We start from the raw sequence: 15,777 nt of genomic DNA, 5'->3' as shown, positions 1-15,777 counted from the left end.
GTTTGGACAGAATAAAACAGAAAAAGAATAGGAAGGTGCCCAAAGCGAAAGACCTCTCCAGGAAGATTCTAATGGGACTATGGGTGGTTAGCTGGACAAATTTCTTTCGTAAAGGAAGCGATGGAGTATAGAGCGGGATGCGTTACTTTGTACTTCAGCCTGAATCGGAGATAAACCAGAAGACATGGATTTTTACAACCAGATTTTTGACCAAACCTCGGCTTTGCCAGATCAATGGACCTACCACGATTTTGAACAGTGTACCTTCAAAAGGCTAGACTTAGCCAAAGCAGTACTGGAGAACGCGAGCTTTACAAATTGTCATTTCGAGCACTGCAACCTCACAATGGCGCAGTTCAAAAATGCCAAACTCGATGAGGTAACCTTCGAAAATTGCCAGCTTAGCCATGTGGATTTTGGGCTCTGCAATCCCTTTGGTTTCCGGGTCGAGTTTCAGGAGTGTCAACTCGATTATACAATATTTCTGAACCGTAACCTGAAGAAAACCCGCTTTGAATCGTGCTCGCTAAAAGAAGCTCATTTTCTAAAATGCGATCTGTCGGGAGCGGTGTTTAAAGACTGTAATTTAGAGTTGGCGAAGCTGGTCGAAAATAACCTGACCCAGGCCGATTTTTCTACGTCTTATAACCTAAGGCTCGATCCTAATGAAAACAAAGTGAAAAAGGCCCGTTTTTCGTTGTATAATCTGCCGGGACTTTTAACGAAATACGAAATTACGGTAGTCGAAAAATAGACGTGTTACTAAACGAGGGTTTGCGTTGCCGTATCAATGATTAAAATTCCTTCCTGGGAATCGTTGAGCCGACCCAGGAGGGAGCCCGTACTGTCCCAGATGGCCGACTGCCCGGCACTGACAAAATCATCGGATTCCCCGACGCTGTTAGCCATCAACACAAGCATCTTGTAATCGCGGGCAATGTCAACCGCCCTTTTGTGGGCTTTTTCAACGCCCGAAGCCGATTTGGCGACGCTGGCCAGGTAAATCCGGGCATTGTTTTGATGAGCCGCCGCCGCATGGTCGGGAACTAGGAGTTCGTAGCAAATAGCCAGCGCAATGGGGGTCTTATCAATGACCAGATTGGTCAAATTTTCTCCACTCGTAAAGAACGGCTCCTCGTCGGCGTGCAAGTATTTTTTGGAATACAGCTGCCGGGCCTGGTGGGGTTGAAAAAGAATCAGGCTGATGCCAATGCCCGCCGCGCTGGTGGTTGGCAAACCGACACCGATGATTATGCCGTGCTCATCACTCATTTTTTGCAAATCGTCGAGGCGGCGGTCTTCCAAGTGAGTGGCGAGTTGGCGGGCTAAGGTGGGTTCGTAACCCGTCAGGGAAAGCTCCGGGAAAATGATGAGGTCAGCCCCCTTTGCGACCGCCAGTTCAATCCATTTTTGGTGATTGGCAAGATTCCGTTTGATATCGCCTTTGACGGCTCGGGTCTGGGCTACGCAAATTTTCATGATTTTGTTGATGAAGTTGGTTCTGTCATTTCTCAAACAGGAAAATCAACCCTTTAGCGCTGGGGAGCAGCGCCCGCTTTAATGATGTCGTCTCCTTCCAGCACGTTTTTCGGATAGCCGTTTCGAACGACGTGGATCATAGCGTTGGCCAGCTCTTCCATGCGACAGAATCCCTTGGCATACAAAGCGCGTCCGAGCGGAAACAACCAGCTCAGGTAATTATAGTAGGCGTGCGTATGCGACAGCCCCTTGATGGGTCTAATAAAGCCGGGACGGAAGGCGTAGGCCTGCCGAAAAGGCAACTTCATGAGGTCGTTTTCCGTTTTGCCTTTTACGCGGGCCCAGCTTAGACGCCCTTTTTCGGTGCCATCGGTGCCCGCGCTGGAAACGTAGCAAAACGTCATGTCGCGATTCAATCGGCTAAGCGTTTGGGCAACGTGCATTGTCAGCGTGTAGGTAAGTTTGTAGTACTCGTCGTCCGCCATGCCGACCGACGAAACACCCAGGCAGAAAAAACAGGCGTTATAGCCCGAAAGCTGCGATTCGATAGGCGAAAAATCGAAGAAATCAGGGTGAATAATTTCTTTGAGCTTCGGATGCGCGACCCCGCCGGGCTTTCGATTGATGACCAGAACGGCTTCAACCGCCGGGTCAGCCAGGCATATGTGCAGGACTCCTTCTCCAACCATACCGGTCGCTCCAGTAATGATCACGCGTGTTGATGGTTCATTCATGGTCGTTCTTTATTTAAGTAACTAATCCAGGTGTATTTTATAACTCCAAAAAAGAATTGTAGTTTTTTGCCGATTGTGGCGCGAAAAACCGTGCTTTATGTGTACTATGGAAGCAGAACGGATAAAAACCTACATGGAGCAGGCAATTCAAGCTTACCTCGACGCCTATAACGCGAAAGACATTCCAGCGATGCTGGCCTTACTGGATGACCAGATTGTTTTCGAAAACATATCCAGTTCTTCGGGCGTAACCCAAACAAATACCAAGCTGGAATTTGAGCAACTGGCCCTTCAGTCGGTGGAGTACTTCACGGAACGAAAGCAGGTTGTTCGCTTCTCAATTTTAAGCACCGATTCAGCCGCCGTCGAAATAGACTATCAGGCTACCCTGGCGAAGGCTTTGCCAAACGGCATGAAAGCCGGGCACCAGTTGCAGCTACGGGGAGTCAGCATTTTCGAGATGAAAAAGGGTAAGTTTACCCGGATCAGCGATTATAGTTAGTAAGGCGGTATCCCAACAAAGCGCCTACTTGCCTAAAATCCGGACGACAACCCGCCGGTTTTTGGGCCTATTTTCCTCGGTATCGTTCGGGGCGGTGGGTGTATCCGGGCCTTCCCATGTAGTCGAAAGCTGGCTGGGCTGAATGCCTTTCTGTTGGAGATAGTACGCCACGACGCGAGCCCGGTATTCGGATAGAATCATATTCAGATTCCGGGCGCCCACGTTGTCGGTATGGCCGGTGACCTGCGCCACTAGTCCCCGCTGGCTGGCCAGCAGCCAGGAAATGGAGTCCAAGGTCATTTTTACCTCTTTTCGAAGCGCGTAATCGCTCTGGTCGAAGTACAAAACGGTGCTATCGAAAAATTTGGGTTTGATAAATTCCTGCTTCACGTTGGCCGCGCTGAGCGCATCCGGTTCTGGTGTTCTCCACTGAACCGCCATCAAGTTAAGCCCCGAAGCAGGCCGAAACGTTTCGTCCATCCGCACCTTTCCATCGGGCGTAGTTCCTTTTAACTGGTACTGTTCGCCCGGCTTGAAAGACATTTCCTGATGAAACGAGATCGGGAAAGAAAAAGTGGCAAAACTAGCTTGGCTCGTCAGGCTTTGAATCCTATAGTGAATTTCTTTTTTGGCAGAGCCTGATAACGCTTGTGGAGGATAAGCCAAAGCCAGCGCATTTATGGTTTTCAGTAACTTGATTTGGAGCAGTCTGGACTCTGTCCCTGACGAGCCGACGGTAAAGTGTCCACGGTAGGTTTGATAGCCTGGGCAACTTACGTCGAAAGCCACCACCTCACCCGGATTGAACCCAACGGCAGTGGGAGCCTTGGCTGAATCAACCGTGATGCAATTCGTTCGATCCGTTTTTTCGGGCGTAAAGCAGACTTTTGCCAATAATCGTCGCTGACTGTGGCCATCTCTTACCTGAAAAAAGGTGGACTGGTTCCCCGGCTTCTGGAGCGTAAACGTTCGCTCCTTCAATTCTCCGGCAGTAGGCTGGTAAAGCTGGCTAACCTGCTGCGAATCCGGGCCAATCATTCTGATTCCAATCTCAAACGGTTCGTTCTTGCCCATTTTTCCGTGAACGTGAAACGGAACCGTGGTGGACGGATAGCCCGCAACTTCAAACGTGAGCGCTGTGGCGGCGGCAGGAATCCGTACGTTGAACTGCCCGGTTGCGTTGCTTTCCCCGACTACCACCGTTTGACTATTCACCGTGGCCACGATTCGGCTTTTCAGATCAACCCCTGTCGCCACGTCCCAGCACCCACCCCGAACGGAAACGGTGTCGGCCAGAGAGGCCGCTTCGAGCCCAGTGAATGGAGCAGCCGAAAGACAAAAAAGCCAGAACAGGAGTAGCGCGCGCATCAATCAGGAGGGAGTTGATCAATCAGTAAGGCCGAAGATCGAAAATTTTACTCATTTAGCGTCCTGCAACGTCCGGTACCTGCTCGTCACGCGCTGTTAAATAACTAAAATTCTCCCTTTTGGAAACACAATGGTTATTCACTAAAGAAACAATCGGCTTGTACAAAGAGAATGAAGAAGTAAAGACCGTGATTTTTTAGGTTACACATAGAAAATAAAGCAATTACATATGTTTTCACTCAACGAAATGAACGACCAACAGCCACAGAAACCAGCATTCGCGGGAAGTTTGATGAACCGAAAAGGCTTTTTGCAGGCCGCGGGTCAGGTGGTGGCCGTAGGGGTAGCGAGCGGCGTGGCGGCCTCCTGCCAGTCGAACGGACAGGCACCCTCATACCCGGTTCCGACGGCCAGCACCTATAAAGCACCCAGCGGTCAGCAAATGGCTACGTCTCCACCGTTTTCGCCCCCGGCCAAAGTGCCAACCGATGTAGAAGCACCCATCGAACTGGAAGCCTGGAAATCGGATGCGGACCGGAAATCAGCCCCTACACCGACGCCCTTGCCACCCGATGGCCGCGTGGGGTATGCCCTGGTCGGCCTGGGCCACCTCACCCTGGAGGAGCTGTTGCCCGCTTTCGGGTCCTGCAAGAAATCAAAACCCGTGGCGCTCGTGAGCGGTAGCCCGGAAAAGCTTCAAAAAGTGGCCAAGCAGTACGGCATCAAGCCCGAAAACTGTTATAGCTACGAAAACTACGATAAGCTAAAAGACAACCCGGAGGTGCAGGTGATTTACATCGTGCTGCCTAACTCCATGCACGCCGAATACACGATCCGGGGAGCGCAAGCCGGAAAACACATTCTTTGCGAGAAGCCGATGGCCAATTCGTCGGCGGAATGTCAGGCCATGATTGATGCCTGCAAAAAAGCCAACCGGAAGCTGATGATCGCTTATCGCATTCAGTACGAGCCTTATAACCGGTACGTACGGGAGCAGATTCAGAAAAATGAGTTTGGTAAACCGAAGTTTGTGGATGCCTACAATTGCCAGTCGTCGGCGAATCCGAAGCACTGGCGGCACATCAAGGCGCTGGCGGGTGGGGGAGCCCTGCCCGATATTGGGCTATATTGCCTAAATACGACCCGCTTCATTCTGGGCGAGGAACCCACCGAAGTGTCGGCTTACGTGTATAGCGACCCTGAGAACCCGCTTTTCAAAGAAGTTGAGGAAGTTTGTTCGTGGCAGATGAAGTTCCCCAGCGGGGTCATTGCCAACTGCGCGACGCATTACAACGTGCACGATTCCCGCCAGTACCGAATCATGACCGAACGCGGTTGGTACGAATTAGCTAACGCCTACGCTTACAACGGCCAAAAGTTGATGACCTCCCGGGCCGACGGAGCCATCGTGCGGCAGGAAAACGTCAGCATCATGCCGAAAGATCAGTTTGCCACAGAAATGGATTATTTCTCGGAATGTATTCTGGAAAACAAAGAGCCTTATTCGACCGGTGAAGAAGGCTTGCAGGACCAGCGAATTATGGAGGCAATTTATCAATCGGCACGCGAAGGAAAGCCAGTAAAATTGCCACGGATTGACAAAAAAGATGCTTTCCGGGGTCCTGAACCGCAATTGCAATAAGGTTTGGTTTATAAACGAGTCGAGTTTAATTCTTCCGATACAGTTGTCGGCAGAAGTTCGCAGCGGTGTCGGGCTCATTATTTTTCAGACAAATTATGCTGATCATCGAAAGTTATTTATGGGGCGTTGCGGCTTGTTTACTGGCCATGTTATGCTGGGGAACTTGGTCGAACGCCCAAAAACTAGTCACGCAGGACGCACCCGTTGCTTATTTCTACCGGGATTATGTGTTTGGAATTGGTTTGATGGCCTTATTGCTGGCCTTCACTGCCGGTAGCCTGGGCAGCGAAGGACGCTCCTTTCTGGAAGATCTGAAACAGGCCGACGTCGGGAAATTGCTACTAGCTGTGGCGGCGGGGGTCGTCTTCAACACGGGAAACCGGCTGCTGGTGGTTGGAATTCAGTTGGCCGGCATTGCCATCGCCATGCCCGTTGGAACAGGAATCTCGCTGGTGCTGGGTCTGGTGGTCAATTACATGGCGGAGCCGGAAGGAAGCGTCGGATTGCTAGCCGCGGGCGGCGGTGTGGTGGTGCTCGCCATGGTTTTTGGGGCACTGGCGTATCAGGCGAAAGAAGAGGAGCAGGAGTTCAATAAACGCGGATTGGTCATTGTCTTATTGTCAGGTTTATTGAGTGGGTTCTTCTTTCGAATGATAACCGCTACACTGGCTTCTGATTTTGCGAAGCCCGAAGCCGGGTCGTTGACGCCGTTTACGGCTTTTGTAGCCTTTGCTTTGGGATTACTCATCAGCAATCCATTGATTGAAAAGGGAGTGCGCCGATTTATTCCCGAAGAAGAAAAAGAAGATCCAGCCGATGTGCAATATACCACCATGAGCGCCCGCCAGCACCTGTATGGTCTGTTGGGTGGTTTAGTGTGGGGAATTGGGATGGGGGCTTTGTTGCTGGCTTCAAAACCCGCCGGTAATGCCATTTCGTTCGGCCTTAGTCAGGGCGCCACCATCGTGGCCGTGTTGTGCGGCCTGTTTTTGTGGAAAGAATTTGAAGGGGCTCCCGCCGTTAGCAACCGCTGGCTTTGGCTCATGAGCGGTTGCTACGTAGCAGGAATCGTCCTTATTGTCATCGCCCGAACGTTATAAAAGCGAAAAAGCAAAGTAACTAAGACAGGATTAGCGCTAGGCATAAGCCCTGGCTAAAAGCCGAATGATATCATTCGGCTTTTTTATTTAACCCGCTCGATTAGGTACTTCTTTCAATAAAAAAATCAGTCTGAAGGAAGATTACTTTATGTTTCAGAAAAGGATTTATTGGGTTCATTGACGAGATTCAAAATTTTCAATAACTTGCCTTTGTCGCCTTTTATAAATACGCACCTGCCCTTCGTGTTGCATATAACCACCACCTTTTTTGCCTAAACACAATGAAGATTCTGGCTATCCATAATATACTTTGGGCTCATTATAAAGCCAGGATTTTTAACGGTATTTTTGCTAATTTGTCAGACAGGAATATTGATTTTTATGTGCTACAGATGGCGTATAGTGAGCGTAGTCGCTGGGGCCTGAAAACAGATTTGAGCATTCATAATTATCCCTATCAGGTCTTATTTCCAGATAAAGCCATTGAGCAGATTGGTAAAAGAGAGAAAATAAGACGGCTTTTACAGGCCGTTAGAAATTATAAACCAGACATTGTTTACCTGAATGGTTATTATGATTTAGCCTACTGGGCGGTCATTGCTTATTGCAAAATCAAGAACATACGCATTGTCCTTGATTTTGAGAGCAGTGAGATCAGTAGAAAACGATCCTGGTGGAAAGAAGCGATGAAGCGCGGTTTTCTGCAACAATGTGATGCTTTAGTTTGCCTGGGCCAGAAGGCGGCCGATTATGCCATTAAATTGAACGTAAGTCCTGAAAAAATATTAAGTACAAAAAATGTAGGGGTCGATAATGAAGCGTTATTGGCGCTATTTAACAAAGAATTTCCGCTTCGTGAGCAACGCAAAAAGGCATTGGGTCTTCCTTTATATAACTTTCTTTATGCGGGTCGATTTGTGGAGAGGAAAAATTTATACCGTTTAATAAAAGCTTTTCACAATGCGCAAAAAATTGCAAAAAATGGTAAAGATTGGGGTGTAATTCTTAGTGGCGAAGGCGATCAAAAGGAGCCTTTAATGCAGGCGATCTCGGCGTTGGGAAATACGTCTGTATTTTTTTTAGAGCCCTGCGAATGGTATGAAGTTCCGATTCGCTATACCATGGCTGACGTAGCTGTTTTACCCAGTACTTTTGAGCCGTTTGGTTTTCTCACCAACGAAGCGATGGTGTATTCCATGCCAGTGCTGGTATCGGATCGCTGCGGAAGCGCGGCTGATTTAGTCATTGATAAGTACAACGGATTTCAGTTTAATCCGTATGATGAGGAAGATCTAACCCAAAAAATGGTGCTTCTAATGAATGCGCCAGAGCAGTTTCGGACGTTGGGCGACCGTGGTAAGCAAATTATAGACCAGTGGGGGCCGGACATCATCGTCGATGAGTTGATTCAAGCTTTTTTAAAAGTGGCAAGAAATGGATAGGAAGCGCACCCAGAAAGTTTTAGTGACCGGCGGTGCTGGCTACATCGGCTCCGAACTGGTGAAAAATTTATTGCAGGAAGGTTTTCAAACGATTGCGTTTGATAATCTTTCGTTCGGTGGCGAGTCCCTGCTGGGGGTTTGGGGCCATCCGAATTTCCGGTTCATCAAGGGCGACCTGTTGAACGAAGCCGAGGTGAAAGCCGCCCTACAGGGAGTCGATTACGTATGCCATCTAGCCGCCATTGTGGGTGAGCCGCCCTGCAAAAAATACCCTGATCAGGCGCGCAAGGTCAATTGGGACGCCTCGGTGCGTTTGTATGAGCTTTGCGAAGCCGCCAAGATCGAGCGATTTGTTTTTGCGTCTACCTGTAGTAATTACGGAAAAATGGCCGCTAGAGATACATTGCTGGATGAAGAAGGCGTTCTAAATCCTATCTCGCTTTACGCGGAGACAAAGGTGAATTTTGAAAACTATCTCCTTGGCTTAAAGGATTCTACCATCTGCCGGACCATCTTGCGGTTTTCAACGGTCTATGGGGTTTCGCCTCGTCTGCGCTTCGATTTAACCGTCAATGAGTTTACCCGGGATGCCGCGCTCAATAAACCGCTTTTGATTTATGGGGAGCACTTCTGGCGCCCTTACTGCCACGTGAGCGACCTGGCTAATTCAGTAAAGATCGCCTTACTTTCCGATAAAGAGAAAGTGGCGAACCAGGCGTTCAACGTTGGAGACACGTCCCAGAATTACACGAAAAAGATGCTGATGGACGAGATAAAAAAAGTTATTCCCAACGTGCAGGTAAACTACCATCCCGTTGTAACAGACCCCCGCGATTATAAAGTAAACTGCGATAAAATTAAAAATATTTTGGGGTTTACGATTTCGAAAACGGTCCCTCAGGGAATTCGGGAAATAGCCGCTCTCGTGCAGAATAAAGTCATTAGCGAACCCTTGAGCGTTAAATATGGAAACGTTTAAGACCCTGACAAAAGCGGCTATTCCGTTGTGTGAGCCCAATCTAAGGGGCAATGAAAAGCAATATATTGTCGATGCCATCGACTCCAACTGGCTTTCCGGAGGCGCTTATTTAAATCAATTTGAAAAAAAACTGGCTGCCTTCACGGGGGCCTCTTACGTAATTGGAACCAGTAGCGGCACCACGGCCCTGCACATCTCCTTAATTCTGGCAGGTGTTGAGCCTAACGACTTGGTTATTCTGCCAAACCTAACTTTTGTAGCCACCGCCAATGCCGTAAAATACGTCCAGGCCGATCCGATTTTAATGGATATCGATTCGAAAACCTGGGTGATGGATGTAAACCTGCTGGCGGAATTTCTGGCGGAGCAAACGTATGTAAAGAATGAAACGTGCTATTACAAAAAGAATAACCGGCGCATTAAGGCCATCATTCCCGTGCATTTGCTTGGGAATATGTGCGACATGCAGCAATTACATCGGTTAGCGATTCAGTATGGTTTAACAATTGTTGAAGACGCGGCCTGTTCGTTGGGTTCGTTTCAAAAAGAAAAGCATTCAGGTACTTTTGGATTAACAGGAACGCTAAGTTTTAATAGCAATAAAATTATTACAACAGGTGGCGGGGGCGCTATATTAACAAACGATGAAAGCGTGGCTAAAAAAGCGAAGCATTTAATTACGCAAGCTAAAAGCTCAGCCACGGATTATTTTCACGATACGCTAGGCTACAACTATCGACTGGTAAATCCGTTGGCCGCCATTGGAACTGCGCAAATGGAGCTGTTGCCTCAGTTTTTGCAAATCAAACAACAAATAACGGATAATTATAAAAGGGCGTTGGAAGGTCTGCCGGTTCAATTTCAGGAAATTACTTTAGGTACTGTTTCGAATGCTTGGCATTGCGCTTTATTAACGAGAAAGCGCAGCGATCTAATTTCATTTTTAGCCAGTGAAAACATAGAAAGTAGGCCATTGTGGATTCCTATTAATGAACTGCCCATTTTTAAGAACGATGCTTATATAAATCGGAATAATAATGCCAAAAAAGTCTCCGAAAGCGGCATAATGTTACCCTGCTCTACGTCCGCGACAAACGAACAAATTGAAAGGGTTTGTGAGTCGGTTATAGCTTTCTTAACGAAATAATTTTAGGCTTTTATTAATGATAACCGATGCCACATGGAGATTATGTAAATGCCTGGCCAGTAAACGTAATTATCATGGCCGGTGGGCGGGGAACGCGCTTGCGAGCTTTAACGAAAAATACGCCTAAACCGCTCATTGAAGTAGCGGAAAAGGCAATTATTATTCGCCTGATCGAACATTTAGTTTCCTTTGGTTTTGCAACGATTTACGTATCGGTAGGCCACCTGTCCGACCAGGTGAATCAGGCCCTGGGTGACGGTCGCGGGCTGGGTGTTTCAATTAAATACATTCACGAAACCACACCGATGGGCAGTATTGGCTCGTTGGCGTTGCCCACTGACTGGGAGCATGATGATTTTCTGGTACTGAATGGAGACCTGTACACGGACTTCAAAGCCGATGAATTCATAGCGGCCTTTTTTGCCAATAGGGTAGACATGGCCGTTTTGACGTACCAAAATACCGTTGAAATTCCGTGGGGGGTAATCACCACCAATGCGGAAGGAGCCATTACCCAATTGATTGAAAAACCGAGCTATTCGGTTCAGGTAAATACCGGAATTTATCTCTTTAACCGGCGGATACTGAATCTTCTGCCTCCCCAGGGCCGAACGGAAGGTTGGGAGTTAATTGAGCTGGCCATAAACAGGCGATATAAAGTCACGGCCATCCCGTTAAAGGCCGGTTACTGGATCGATATTGGAACGACCGAGACGCTTTCAAAAGCTGAGGAAATGGCCCGTTTGCACTCCGTTCAAACACACTGACATCAGAAATAGTTTATCTGCCGAAAATGGTAATTGTCGAACTTAAACCAATTACAATCATGCCTCAGGGAGATAAATCGGCTTATACGGACAAGCAAAAACGACAAGCCGAACACATTGAAGAGAGTTACGAAGATCGCGGGGTGTCCAATGACGAAGCAGAACGCCGGGCCTGGGCAACGGTAAACAAAACGTCGGGTGGCGGGAAAAAGAGCGGCTCGGGACGTGGCCATGACGAAAACAAAGAGCCCGCCCAGAAAGGTGGCAAAAAAGGTGGAGCCGCTTCGGCCTCCCGGACACCGGAAGAACGCTCTGCTTCCGCCAAAAAAGCGGCGGCTACCCGGAAGCGAAACGCAGCTAGTAAAGCATAAAAACACGTTCCGCAAATTCCAGCGTTCAAAAAAGTGTTGGAATTTGCGGAACGCAATGAATTTGATTATACTCGCTTCGAATTAGACAAATCAAAGATAGCGTATGCTTTCGCAGGTAGTAAGCTTCGTCGCCGTATTCCTGACTCTTTACATCCTGTTCAGGGGCTTGCTGGCCAAATTGACGGAAGTGCTTTTTTCGCTCCCAAACAGAACCAGCCCATTTCTCGGCGTTTTCATTGCCCTACTGGCGTCCGGTCTGCTGGCTTACTACTTTATTGTCACCCTTCAAATTAAGACCCTTTTTCTAATCCTCAATCAAACCTGGTGGCTGACCCAGCTCAACATCTTACTGATGGCGGGTCTGGTGGCCATTGCCCTGGCTATTTTCAAGAAGCTGTCTTACAGGTCGTCTCCTAAAAACTCGTTTGACTTTCTAGAGCAGAAGATTCCCGAAATCTGCCTTATCTTCAATCTGCTTGCTATTTACTTTTACCGGTAAAAGGTTGATAGAAAAAGTCTAGTAGAAATTTTTATTCAGAAACGCAATCATTTTATCCAGTGCAGTTGGTGCGTCTTTCTGGAACGTGATGCCCAAAAATTCGTTGGAGCCTGAATCCAGAAACGCGTGGGGGCGGCCTTCGTGTACCCAGTATTCAATGTTGGTATGACCCGCCTCTTTTAGTTTGGCTATGAATTTTTCAATCGAAGCGGGCGTCGTCAGGTTGTCTTTGGAACCCACCGAAAAAAACAAGGGCGGAAGCGGGCGTTGGCTGGCCTTCGGAACCGTATAGATCGGGGAAACTTGTTTGTAAGGAGCCGGATTCGCGGTGGCGTTCATTCCGTCGCCAAAGAGTCCTCTGGGTTTGGCCTTGGCCAGGCTCCAGAAAACATTGCTCTCTTTTTCGAAATTGCCCAAGGCGCTGCCGTAGAGATCGAACGCGCCGTAGCTAATCATGGCTGCCTGTACGGCGAGCCCGTTTTCCTTGGCGACCTGCTCCGCCGTTTTGCCTTTGGGGAGGTAAGTCGGATTGAAACCAAGCGTATTGCCAGCAAAGCCGTCCGACTCCAGATTGTTTCCCTGCAAAACAACCATCGTCGCCAGATGACCACCCGCGCTGTCGCCCGTCACAATGACCTTGCCGGGATTGCCCTTGTATTTGGCAATATTATCCTTAACCCACAAAACCGCTCCAAACACATCTTCCACAATTTGATTCATCGCCACGGTGTTGTTCTGGTCGGGCAGCAGGCGGTAATTAACGTTACAGACCACGTATTCGGAGTGAGTGGCCAGGTAATCACTCATTTCGTTCATGATGCTTTTGTTATTGATGAGCCAGCCGCCCCCGTGAAAAATAACCACCACCGGGTAATTTGTTTTTCCGGTATTCGGCGTATAAACATCCAGCGTCAGGTCGAAGGCCTTACCGTCCTTGCCTTTCGGAGAGGCCCAGACAATATCACTGGTTTTGGTGTAGCGTTCCGCCTGAACAACCGTTTTCTGAGCCGGTATTATAGCTTTTCTTGGTTCAGGTTCTCCGGCTACGGTGGGCAGAGAAAGCACAGATAAGGTCAACAAAAGGGCTTTGGTTTTCATGTTGATGGTATTCCAGATAAGGTTTATTGTAAAAAAGGGGTCTTGATCAGTTCAAAAAGTGTTTTACTTTTTGCGCATTTGGGTAAACAAAAAATCCAGCGCTGCTCCGTCCGGTAGAGGCTGGGCCTGGGTTTTATCGCCAAGCTCCATCACCTGCTTGCTCTTGGTTGAATACACAGGCCAGCGGGGCAACTCATTGCCGTTTGGATTCCCGGTTTTAACAAAATTCACCCAGTAGGCCGACATCAGCCGGGCCAGTTCTGCATCGGCACGTTCCAGCGGACGAAGCTGGCGATTGACAAATTTCAGATTGTCGTACGCATAAGGAACCTCAGCCGTGTGGAAAGCCCCGTAAGGCGCGTATTCGCCGGTAGCCGGGACTTTTCGGGTGAATCGGTAAACATAAACCGGCTTACCCTGGTCGCTCTGGATGTTGGCCCAGGTGTAGTTTTGCGCGCCAAAAATCATATCCCGGGAGATTTTGCGCTGCGAGTCTGCCGCTTCGGTATCGGTTGAAGCGGGGTAAAATGTCAAAAATTGGGGAGTGTCTGCGCCGTATTGCTGCTCGATTTGCTGGCGGTAGTCACTGGCGTTTTTCAGAGGGCCAAAAAGGAGTCCTTCGTTTTCATTCCAGCCGGTTAAGAGCGTCACCTTATTTTGTTTTTCCGCCGCAAATAGGGCCGCAATCGACTCCGGCAGGACATAGCCGTCCAGAATGGGCCCGCGTAATCCCTGGGCTTTTTGCAAAATTTCCTGGGCGGATTTAGTCCTTAATTCAACCAGCGACGAGGCTCCCAATTCCTGAGCGATCTTCAGGCCGCTTTCCTCGGCTTGTTGCAAAGTTGGGTGTGGCTTGGCAAAGCTGGCACCGCTTTCGGCGATGGCTTTGTTGAACAGATTCTTCGCCAATGGACTTGCCACCAGGCAGTTGACGCTCATCGAGCCGGCTGACTGTCCGGCGATGGTCACCTGGTTGGGATCGCCACCGAATGCGGAAATATTTTTTTGCACCCACCGCAAGGCGGCAATCTGATCCATCAAACCGTAGTTGCCGGAAGCGGGTTTTTGCGGTGATTCCTGACTTAATTCCGGGTGAGCAAAGAAGCCGAACGGCCCCACCCGGTAGTTGATACTGACGAAAAGGACGCCTTTTCGGGCCGTAGCTTCTCCGTCGTAAATGGGGGCAGCACTGCCTCCGCTGGTAAAGCCACCGCCGTAAATCCACACCAGAACGGGTTGTTTTTCCTTGGCTGATTTTGCACTGCTCCACACATTGAGGTAAAGACAATCCTCGCTGATCGGCTCTTTGGGAATCAGGTATTCGGCGCTCCAGGGGCCAAACGGTGCCGGTGACGCTTGCATCGGGCTAGGACCGAAAGCCGTACAGGAACGCACGCCGGACCAGGGCTTAACGGCCTGGGGGGCTTTCCAGCGCAGGTTGCCGACGGGCGGGGCGGCAAACGGAATTCCTTTGAAAATGCGTACTTGCCCATCCTGACTCTGCCCGCCCGATACCAGTCCACCTTCGACCCGGATTGCCTCAAAATTGCTTATTTCGACCTTTAAAAAGGGCAGGAGCACCAGCAGCATGAAGGAAATAAACGCTTTCATCATCGAATTAAGGAACAATAACTTTGTTTGCTTTCAGAATTTTGGCAAAAAACAGGACCTGGTAAGGCAAGGCGTTTTCCCAGTATTCCCAGGTATGAGCGCCGGGGCGTTCGGTGTATTCGTGGGGAGTCTGGTTTTCGATCAGGCGGCGGTGCAGGTCGCGGTTCGTATCAATGAGAAAATCATCGACGCCAATGTCAAGAATCAGCGGTAACTTGTTGGTTTTGAGCTGGTCCACAAGTGTTACCAGCGTGTATCCCGGATAAGGAACATCGCCGGCTTTCGGTGGGCCTAGCAAGCGGGCTAAATTCTCGGACCGGGATTTAGCAAAGTCCGGGGCTACTTTCCAGGTTGCGGTATTAATGTTCATCACGCCGCTCATGCTCCCGGCGGCGGCGTACAGCTCCGGGTGACGACACGAAATAAACAGCGCACCGTGGCCACCCATCGACAGCCCCGCAATGACGCGGCCTTTTCGGTCGCGGACGGTACGGTAGGTGTTGTCAATTTTATCAATTAACTCCCTGGATATAAAGGTTTCAAATTGACTGCTCTTAACCAGCGGACTATCAAAATAATAGCTCGTCGGGTCGCCGTCAGGCGTGACGATAATCAGGTTGTACTGGTCAGACAGGTTCTGTAACAGGGTTTTATCCGGCGTTTTGGTAAGCCAGTCCCGGAAGCTGCCCGTGCCCCCGTGGAGCAGATACAACACCGGAAATGCCTGTTTTTTGGCTTTACGGTACCGTTCCGGCAGAACTACCCCCGCCCGCAACGTTCGGTTCATGCTGGCGCTCGAGACCTCCAGCGTATCGACCCGGGCTCCGTATGCCGACAAGGACAAAAAGAGCAGGCAACTATAGACAAACAACTGATTTATTTTCATTAGCCAATGACGTTTCTTCAGGATAAAAAGCCAGATCGTTCAGGGTGATGAAAAGGCACATTTAGTGAAATGCGGGAACAATCTGTACCTTTACGTCAAAACTACGTAAAGATGCGATACATCGGTTGGGTATCTCTCATTTTTGTGAAATT

At 49.2% G+C, this 15,777-nt stretch carries 16 protein-coding genes; 10 read left to right on the top strand and 6 right to left on the bottom strand.

The window, feature by feature from the left end; translation table 11 throughout:
• Positions 1–184: 184 nt before the first annotated feature.
• Positions 185–754, top strand: coding sequence for a pentapeptide repeat-containing protein (locus L0Y31_RS15120; RefSeq protein WP_234733911.1), 570 nt, complete (start codon positions 185–187; stop codon positions 752–754).
• A gap of 8 nt (positions 755–762) precedes the next feature.
• On the opposite strand, the gene L0Y31_RS15115 is transcribed toward L0Y31_RS15120, so the two are convergent.
• Together L0Y31_RS15115 and L0Y31_RS15110 are read right to left on the bottom strand one after the other, a co-directional pair.
• A complete protein-coding gene (locus tag L0Y31_RS15115; protein WP_234733910.1) occupies positions 763–1,479 on the bottom strand; it encodes a carbon-nitrogen hydrolase family protein in 717 nt (238 codons plus the stop codon).
• A 53-nt stretch (positions 1,480–1,532) separates the two neighbouring features.
• Positions 1,533–2,213: an NAD-dependent epimerase/dehydratase family protein gene (locus L0Y31_RS15110; protein WP_234733909.1), complete on the bottom strand. Its 681-nt coding sequence runs from the start codon at positions 2,211–2,213 to the stop codon at positions 1,533–1,535.
• A 97-nt stretch (positions 2,214–2,310) separates the two neighbouring features.
• On the opposite strand from L0Y31_RS15110, the gene L0Y31_RS15105 reads away from it, so the two are divergent.
• Positions 2,311–2,715, top strand: a complete 405-nt coding sequence (locus tag L0Y31_RS15105; RefSeq protein ID WP_234733908.1) for a nuclear transport factor 2 family protein — start codon at positions 2,311–2,313, stop codon at positions 2,713–2,715.
• A gap of 24 nt (positions 2,716–2,739) precedes the next feature.
• Here the strand turns inward: L0Y31_RS15105 and L0Y31_RS15100 are convergent, their stop codons facing one another.
• The gene (locus L0Y31_RS15100; protein WP_234733907.1) at positions 2,740–4,083 is read right to left on the bottom strand and encodes an OmpA family protein; all 1,344 of its coding nucleotides are present in this window, start codon (positions 4,081–4,083) and stop codon (positions 2,740–2,742) included.
• 229 nt (positions 4,084–4,312) lie between these two features.
• Between L0Y31_RS15100 and L0Y31_RS15095 the strand changes: the two genes are divergently transcribed.
• From L0Y31_RS15095 to L0Y31_RS15060, 8 genes are all read left to right on the top strand, one after another.
• Positions 4,313–5,725, top strand: coding sequence for a Gfo/Idh/MocA family protein (locus tag L0Y31_RS15095; RefSeq protein WP_407084037.1), 1,413 nt, complete (start codon positions 4,313–4,315; stop codon positions 5,723–5,725).
• A 95-nt stretch (positions 5,726–5,820) separates the two neighbouring features.
• A complete protein-coding gene (locus L0Y31_RS15090) occupies positions 5,821–6,825 on the top strand; it encodes a GRP family sugar transporter (protein ID WP_234733906.1) in 1,005 nt (334 codons plus the stop codon).
• A 281-nt stretch (positions 6,826–7,106) separates the two neighbouring features.
• Positions 7,107–8,267 (top strand): glycosyltransferase family 4 protein, encoded by a 1,161-nt coding sequence (locus L0Y31_RS15085; RefSeq protein WP_234733905.1) that lies wholly within the window; start codon positions 7,107–7,109, stop codon positions 8,265–8,267.
• Positions 8,260–9,246: an NAD-dependent epimerase/dehydratase family protein gene (locus L0Y31_RS15080; RefSeq protein WP_234733904.1), complete on the top strand. Its 987-nt coding sequence runs from the start codon at positions 8,260–8,262 to the stop codon at positions 9,244–9,246. Before L0Y31_RS15085 ends, L0Y31_RS15080 begins: the two co-directional genes overlap by 8 nt.
• Positions 9,233–10,393: a LegC family aminotransferase gene (locus tag L0Y31_RS15075; protein WP_234733903.1), complete on the top strand. Its 1,161-nt coding sequence runs from the start codon at positions 9,233–9,235 to the stop codon at positions 10,391–10,393. Before L0Y31_RS15080 ends, L0Y31_RS15075 begins: the two co-directional genes overlap by 14 nt.
• A 26-nt stretch (positions 10,394–10,419) precedes the next feature.
• On the top strand, positions 10,420–11,160 hold the full coding sequence (locus tag L0Y31_RS15070; protein ID WP_234733902.1) for a sugar phosphate nucleotidyltransferase: 741 nt from the start codon (positions 10,420–10,422) through the stop codon (positions 11,158–11,160).
• A gap of 59 nt (positions 11,161–11,219) precedes the next feature.
• Entirely contained in the window at positions 11,220–11,531 is a 312-nt protein-coding gene (locus L0Y31_RS15065; protein WP_234733901.1) for a plasmid stabilization protein, read from the top strand.
• 103 nt (positions 11,532–11,634) lie between these two features.
• On the top strand, positions 11,635–12,030 hold the full coding sequence (locus tag L0Y31_RS15060) for a hypothetical protein (protein ID WP_234733900.1): 396 nt from the start codon (positions 11,635–11,637) through the stop codon (positions 12,028–12,030).
• Between the two features lie 18 nt (positions 12,031–12,048).
• On the opposite strand, the gene L0Y31_RS15055 is transcribed toward L0Y31_RS15060, so the two are convergent.
• From L0Y31_RS15055 to L0Y31_RS15045, 3 genes are all read right to left on the bottom strand, one after another.
• Positions 12,049–13,128 carry an alpha/beta hydrolase gene (locus L0Y31_RS15055; RefSeq protein ID WP_234733899.1) on the bottom strand — a complete coding sequence of 360 codons (1,080 nt, stop codon included), beginning with the start codon at positions 13,126–13,128 and terminating at the stop codon, positions 12,049–12,051.
• 63 nt (positions 13,129–13,191) lie between these two features.
• Positions 13,192–14,742 (bottom strand): carboxylesterase/lipase family protein, encoded by a 1,551-nt coding sequence (locus L0Y31_RS15050; RefSeq protein ID WP_234733898.1) that lies wholly within the window; start codon positions 14,740–14,742, stop codon positions 13,192–13,194.
• 4 nt (positions 14,743–14,746) lie between these two features.
• Positions 14,747–15,625, bottom strand: coding sequence for an alpha/beta hydrolase (locus tag L0Y31_RS15045; protein WP_234733897.1), 879 nt, complete (start codon positions 15,623–15,625; stop codon positions 14,747–14,749).
• Positions 15,626–15,777: the final 152 nt, after the last annotated feature.

The sequence above is a fragment of the Tellurirhabdus bombi genome, assembly GCF_021484805.1.
Lineage (GTDB): Bacteria > Bacteroidota > Bacteroidia > Cytophagales > Spirosomataceae > Tellurirhabdus > Tellurirhabdus bombi.
The sequence above is the reverse complement of the archived record's forward strand: the minus strand, read 5'-3'. Positions and strand labels throughout refer to the sequence as shown.

Coding starts and splice junctions, on each gene's coding strand:
- L0Y31_RS15100 (WP_234733907.1), bottom strand. CDS start 4,083: ATGCGCGCGCTACTCCTGTTCTGGCTTTTTTGTCTTTCGGCTGCTCCA.
- L0Y31_RS15110 (WP_234733909.1), bottom strand. CDS start 2,213: ATGAATGAACCATCAACACGCGTGATCATTACTGGAGCGACCGGTATG.
- L0Y31_RS15080 (WP_234733904.1), top strand. CDS start 8,260: ATGGATAGGAAGCGCACCCAGAAAGTTTTAGTGACCGGCGGTGCTGGC.
- L0Y31_RS15070 (WP_234733902.1), top strand. CDS start 10,420: ATGCCACATGGAGATTATGTAAATGCCTGGCCAGTAAACGTAATTATC.
- L0Y31_RS15055 (WP_234733899.1), bottom strand. CDS start 13,128: ATGAAAACCAAAGCCCTTTTGTTGACCTTATCTGTGCTTTCTCTGCCC.
- L0Y31_RS15090 (WP_234733906.1), top strand. CDS start 5,821: ATGCTGATCATCGAAAGTTATTTATGGGGCGTTGCGGCTTGTTTACTG.
- L0Y31_RS15050 (WP_234733898.1), bottom strand. CDS start 14,742: ATGATGAAAGCGTTTATTTCCTTCATGCTGCTGGTGCTCCTGCCCTTT.
- L0Y31_RS15075 (WP_234733903.1), top strand. CDS start 9,233: ATGGAAACGTTTAAGACCCTGACAAAAGCGGCTATTCCGTTGTGTGAG.
- L0Y31_RS15045 (WP_234733897.1), bottom strand. CDS start 15,625: ATGAAAATAAATCAGTTGTTTGTCTATAGTTGCCTGCTCTTTTTGTCC.
- L0Y31_RS15120 (WP_234733911.1), top strand. CDS start 185: ATGGATTTTTACAACCAGATTTTTGACCAAACCTCGGCTTTGCCAGAT.
- L0Y31_RS15115 (WP_234733910.1), bottom strand. CDS start 1,479: ATGAAAATTTGCGTAGCCCAGACCCGAGCCGTCAAAGGCGATATCAAA.
- L0Y31_RS15105 (WP_234733908.1), top strand. CDS start 2,311: ATGTGTACTATGGAAGCAGAACGGATAAAAACCTACATGGAGCAGGCA.
- L0Y31_RS15095 (WP_407084037.1), top strand. CDS start 4,313: ATGTTTTCACTCAACGAAATGAACGACCAACAGCCACAGAAACCAGCA.
- L0Y31_RS15060 (WP_234733900.1), top strand. CDS start 11,635: ATGCTTTCGCAGGTAGTAAGCTTCGTCGCCGTATTCCTGACTCTTTAC.
- L0Y31_RS15085 (WP_234733905.1), top strand. CDS start 7,107: ATGAAGATTCTGGCTATCCATAATATACTTTGGGCTCATTATAAAGCC.
- L0Y31_RS15065 (WP_234733901.1), top strand. CDS start 11,220: ATGCCTCAGGGAGATAAATCGGCTTATACGGACAAGCAAAAACGACAA.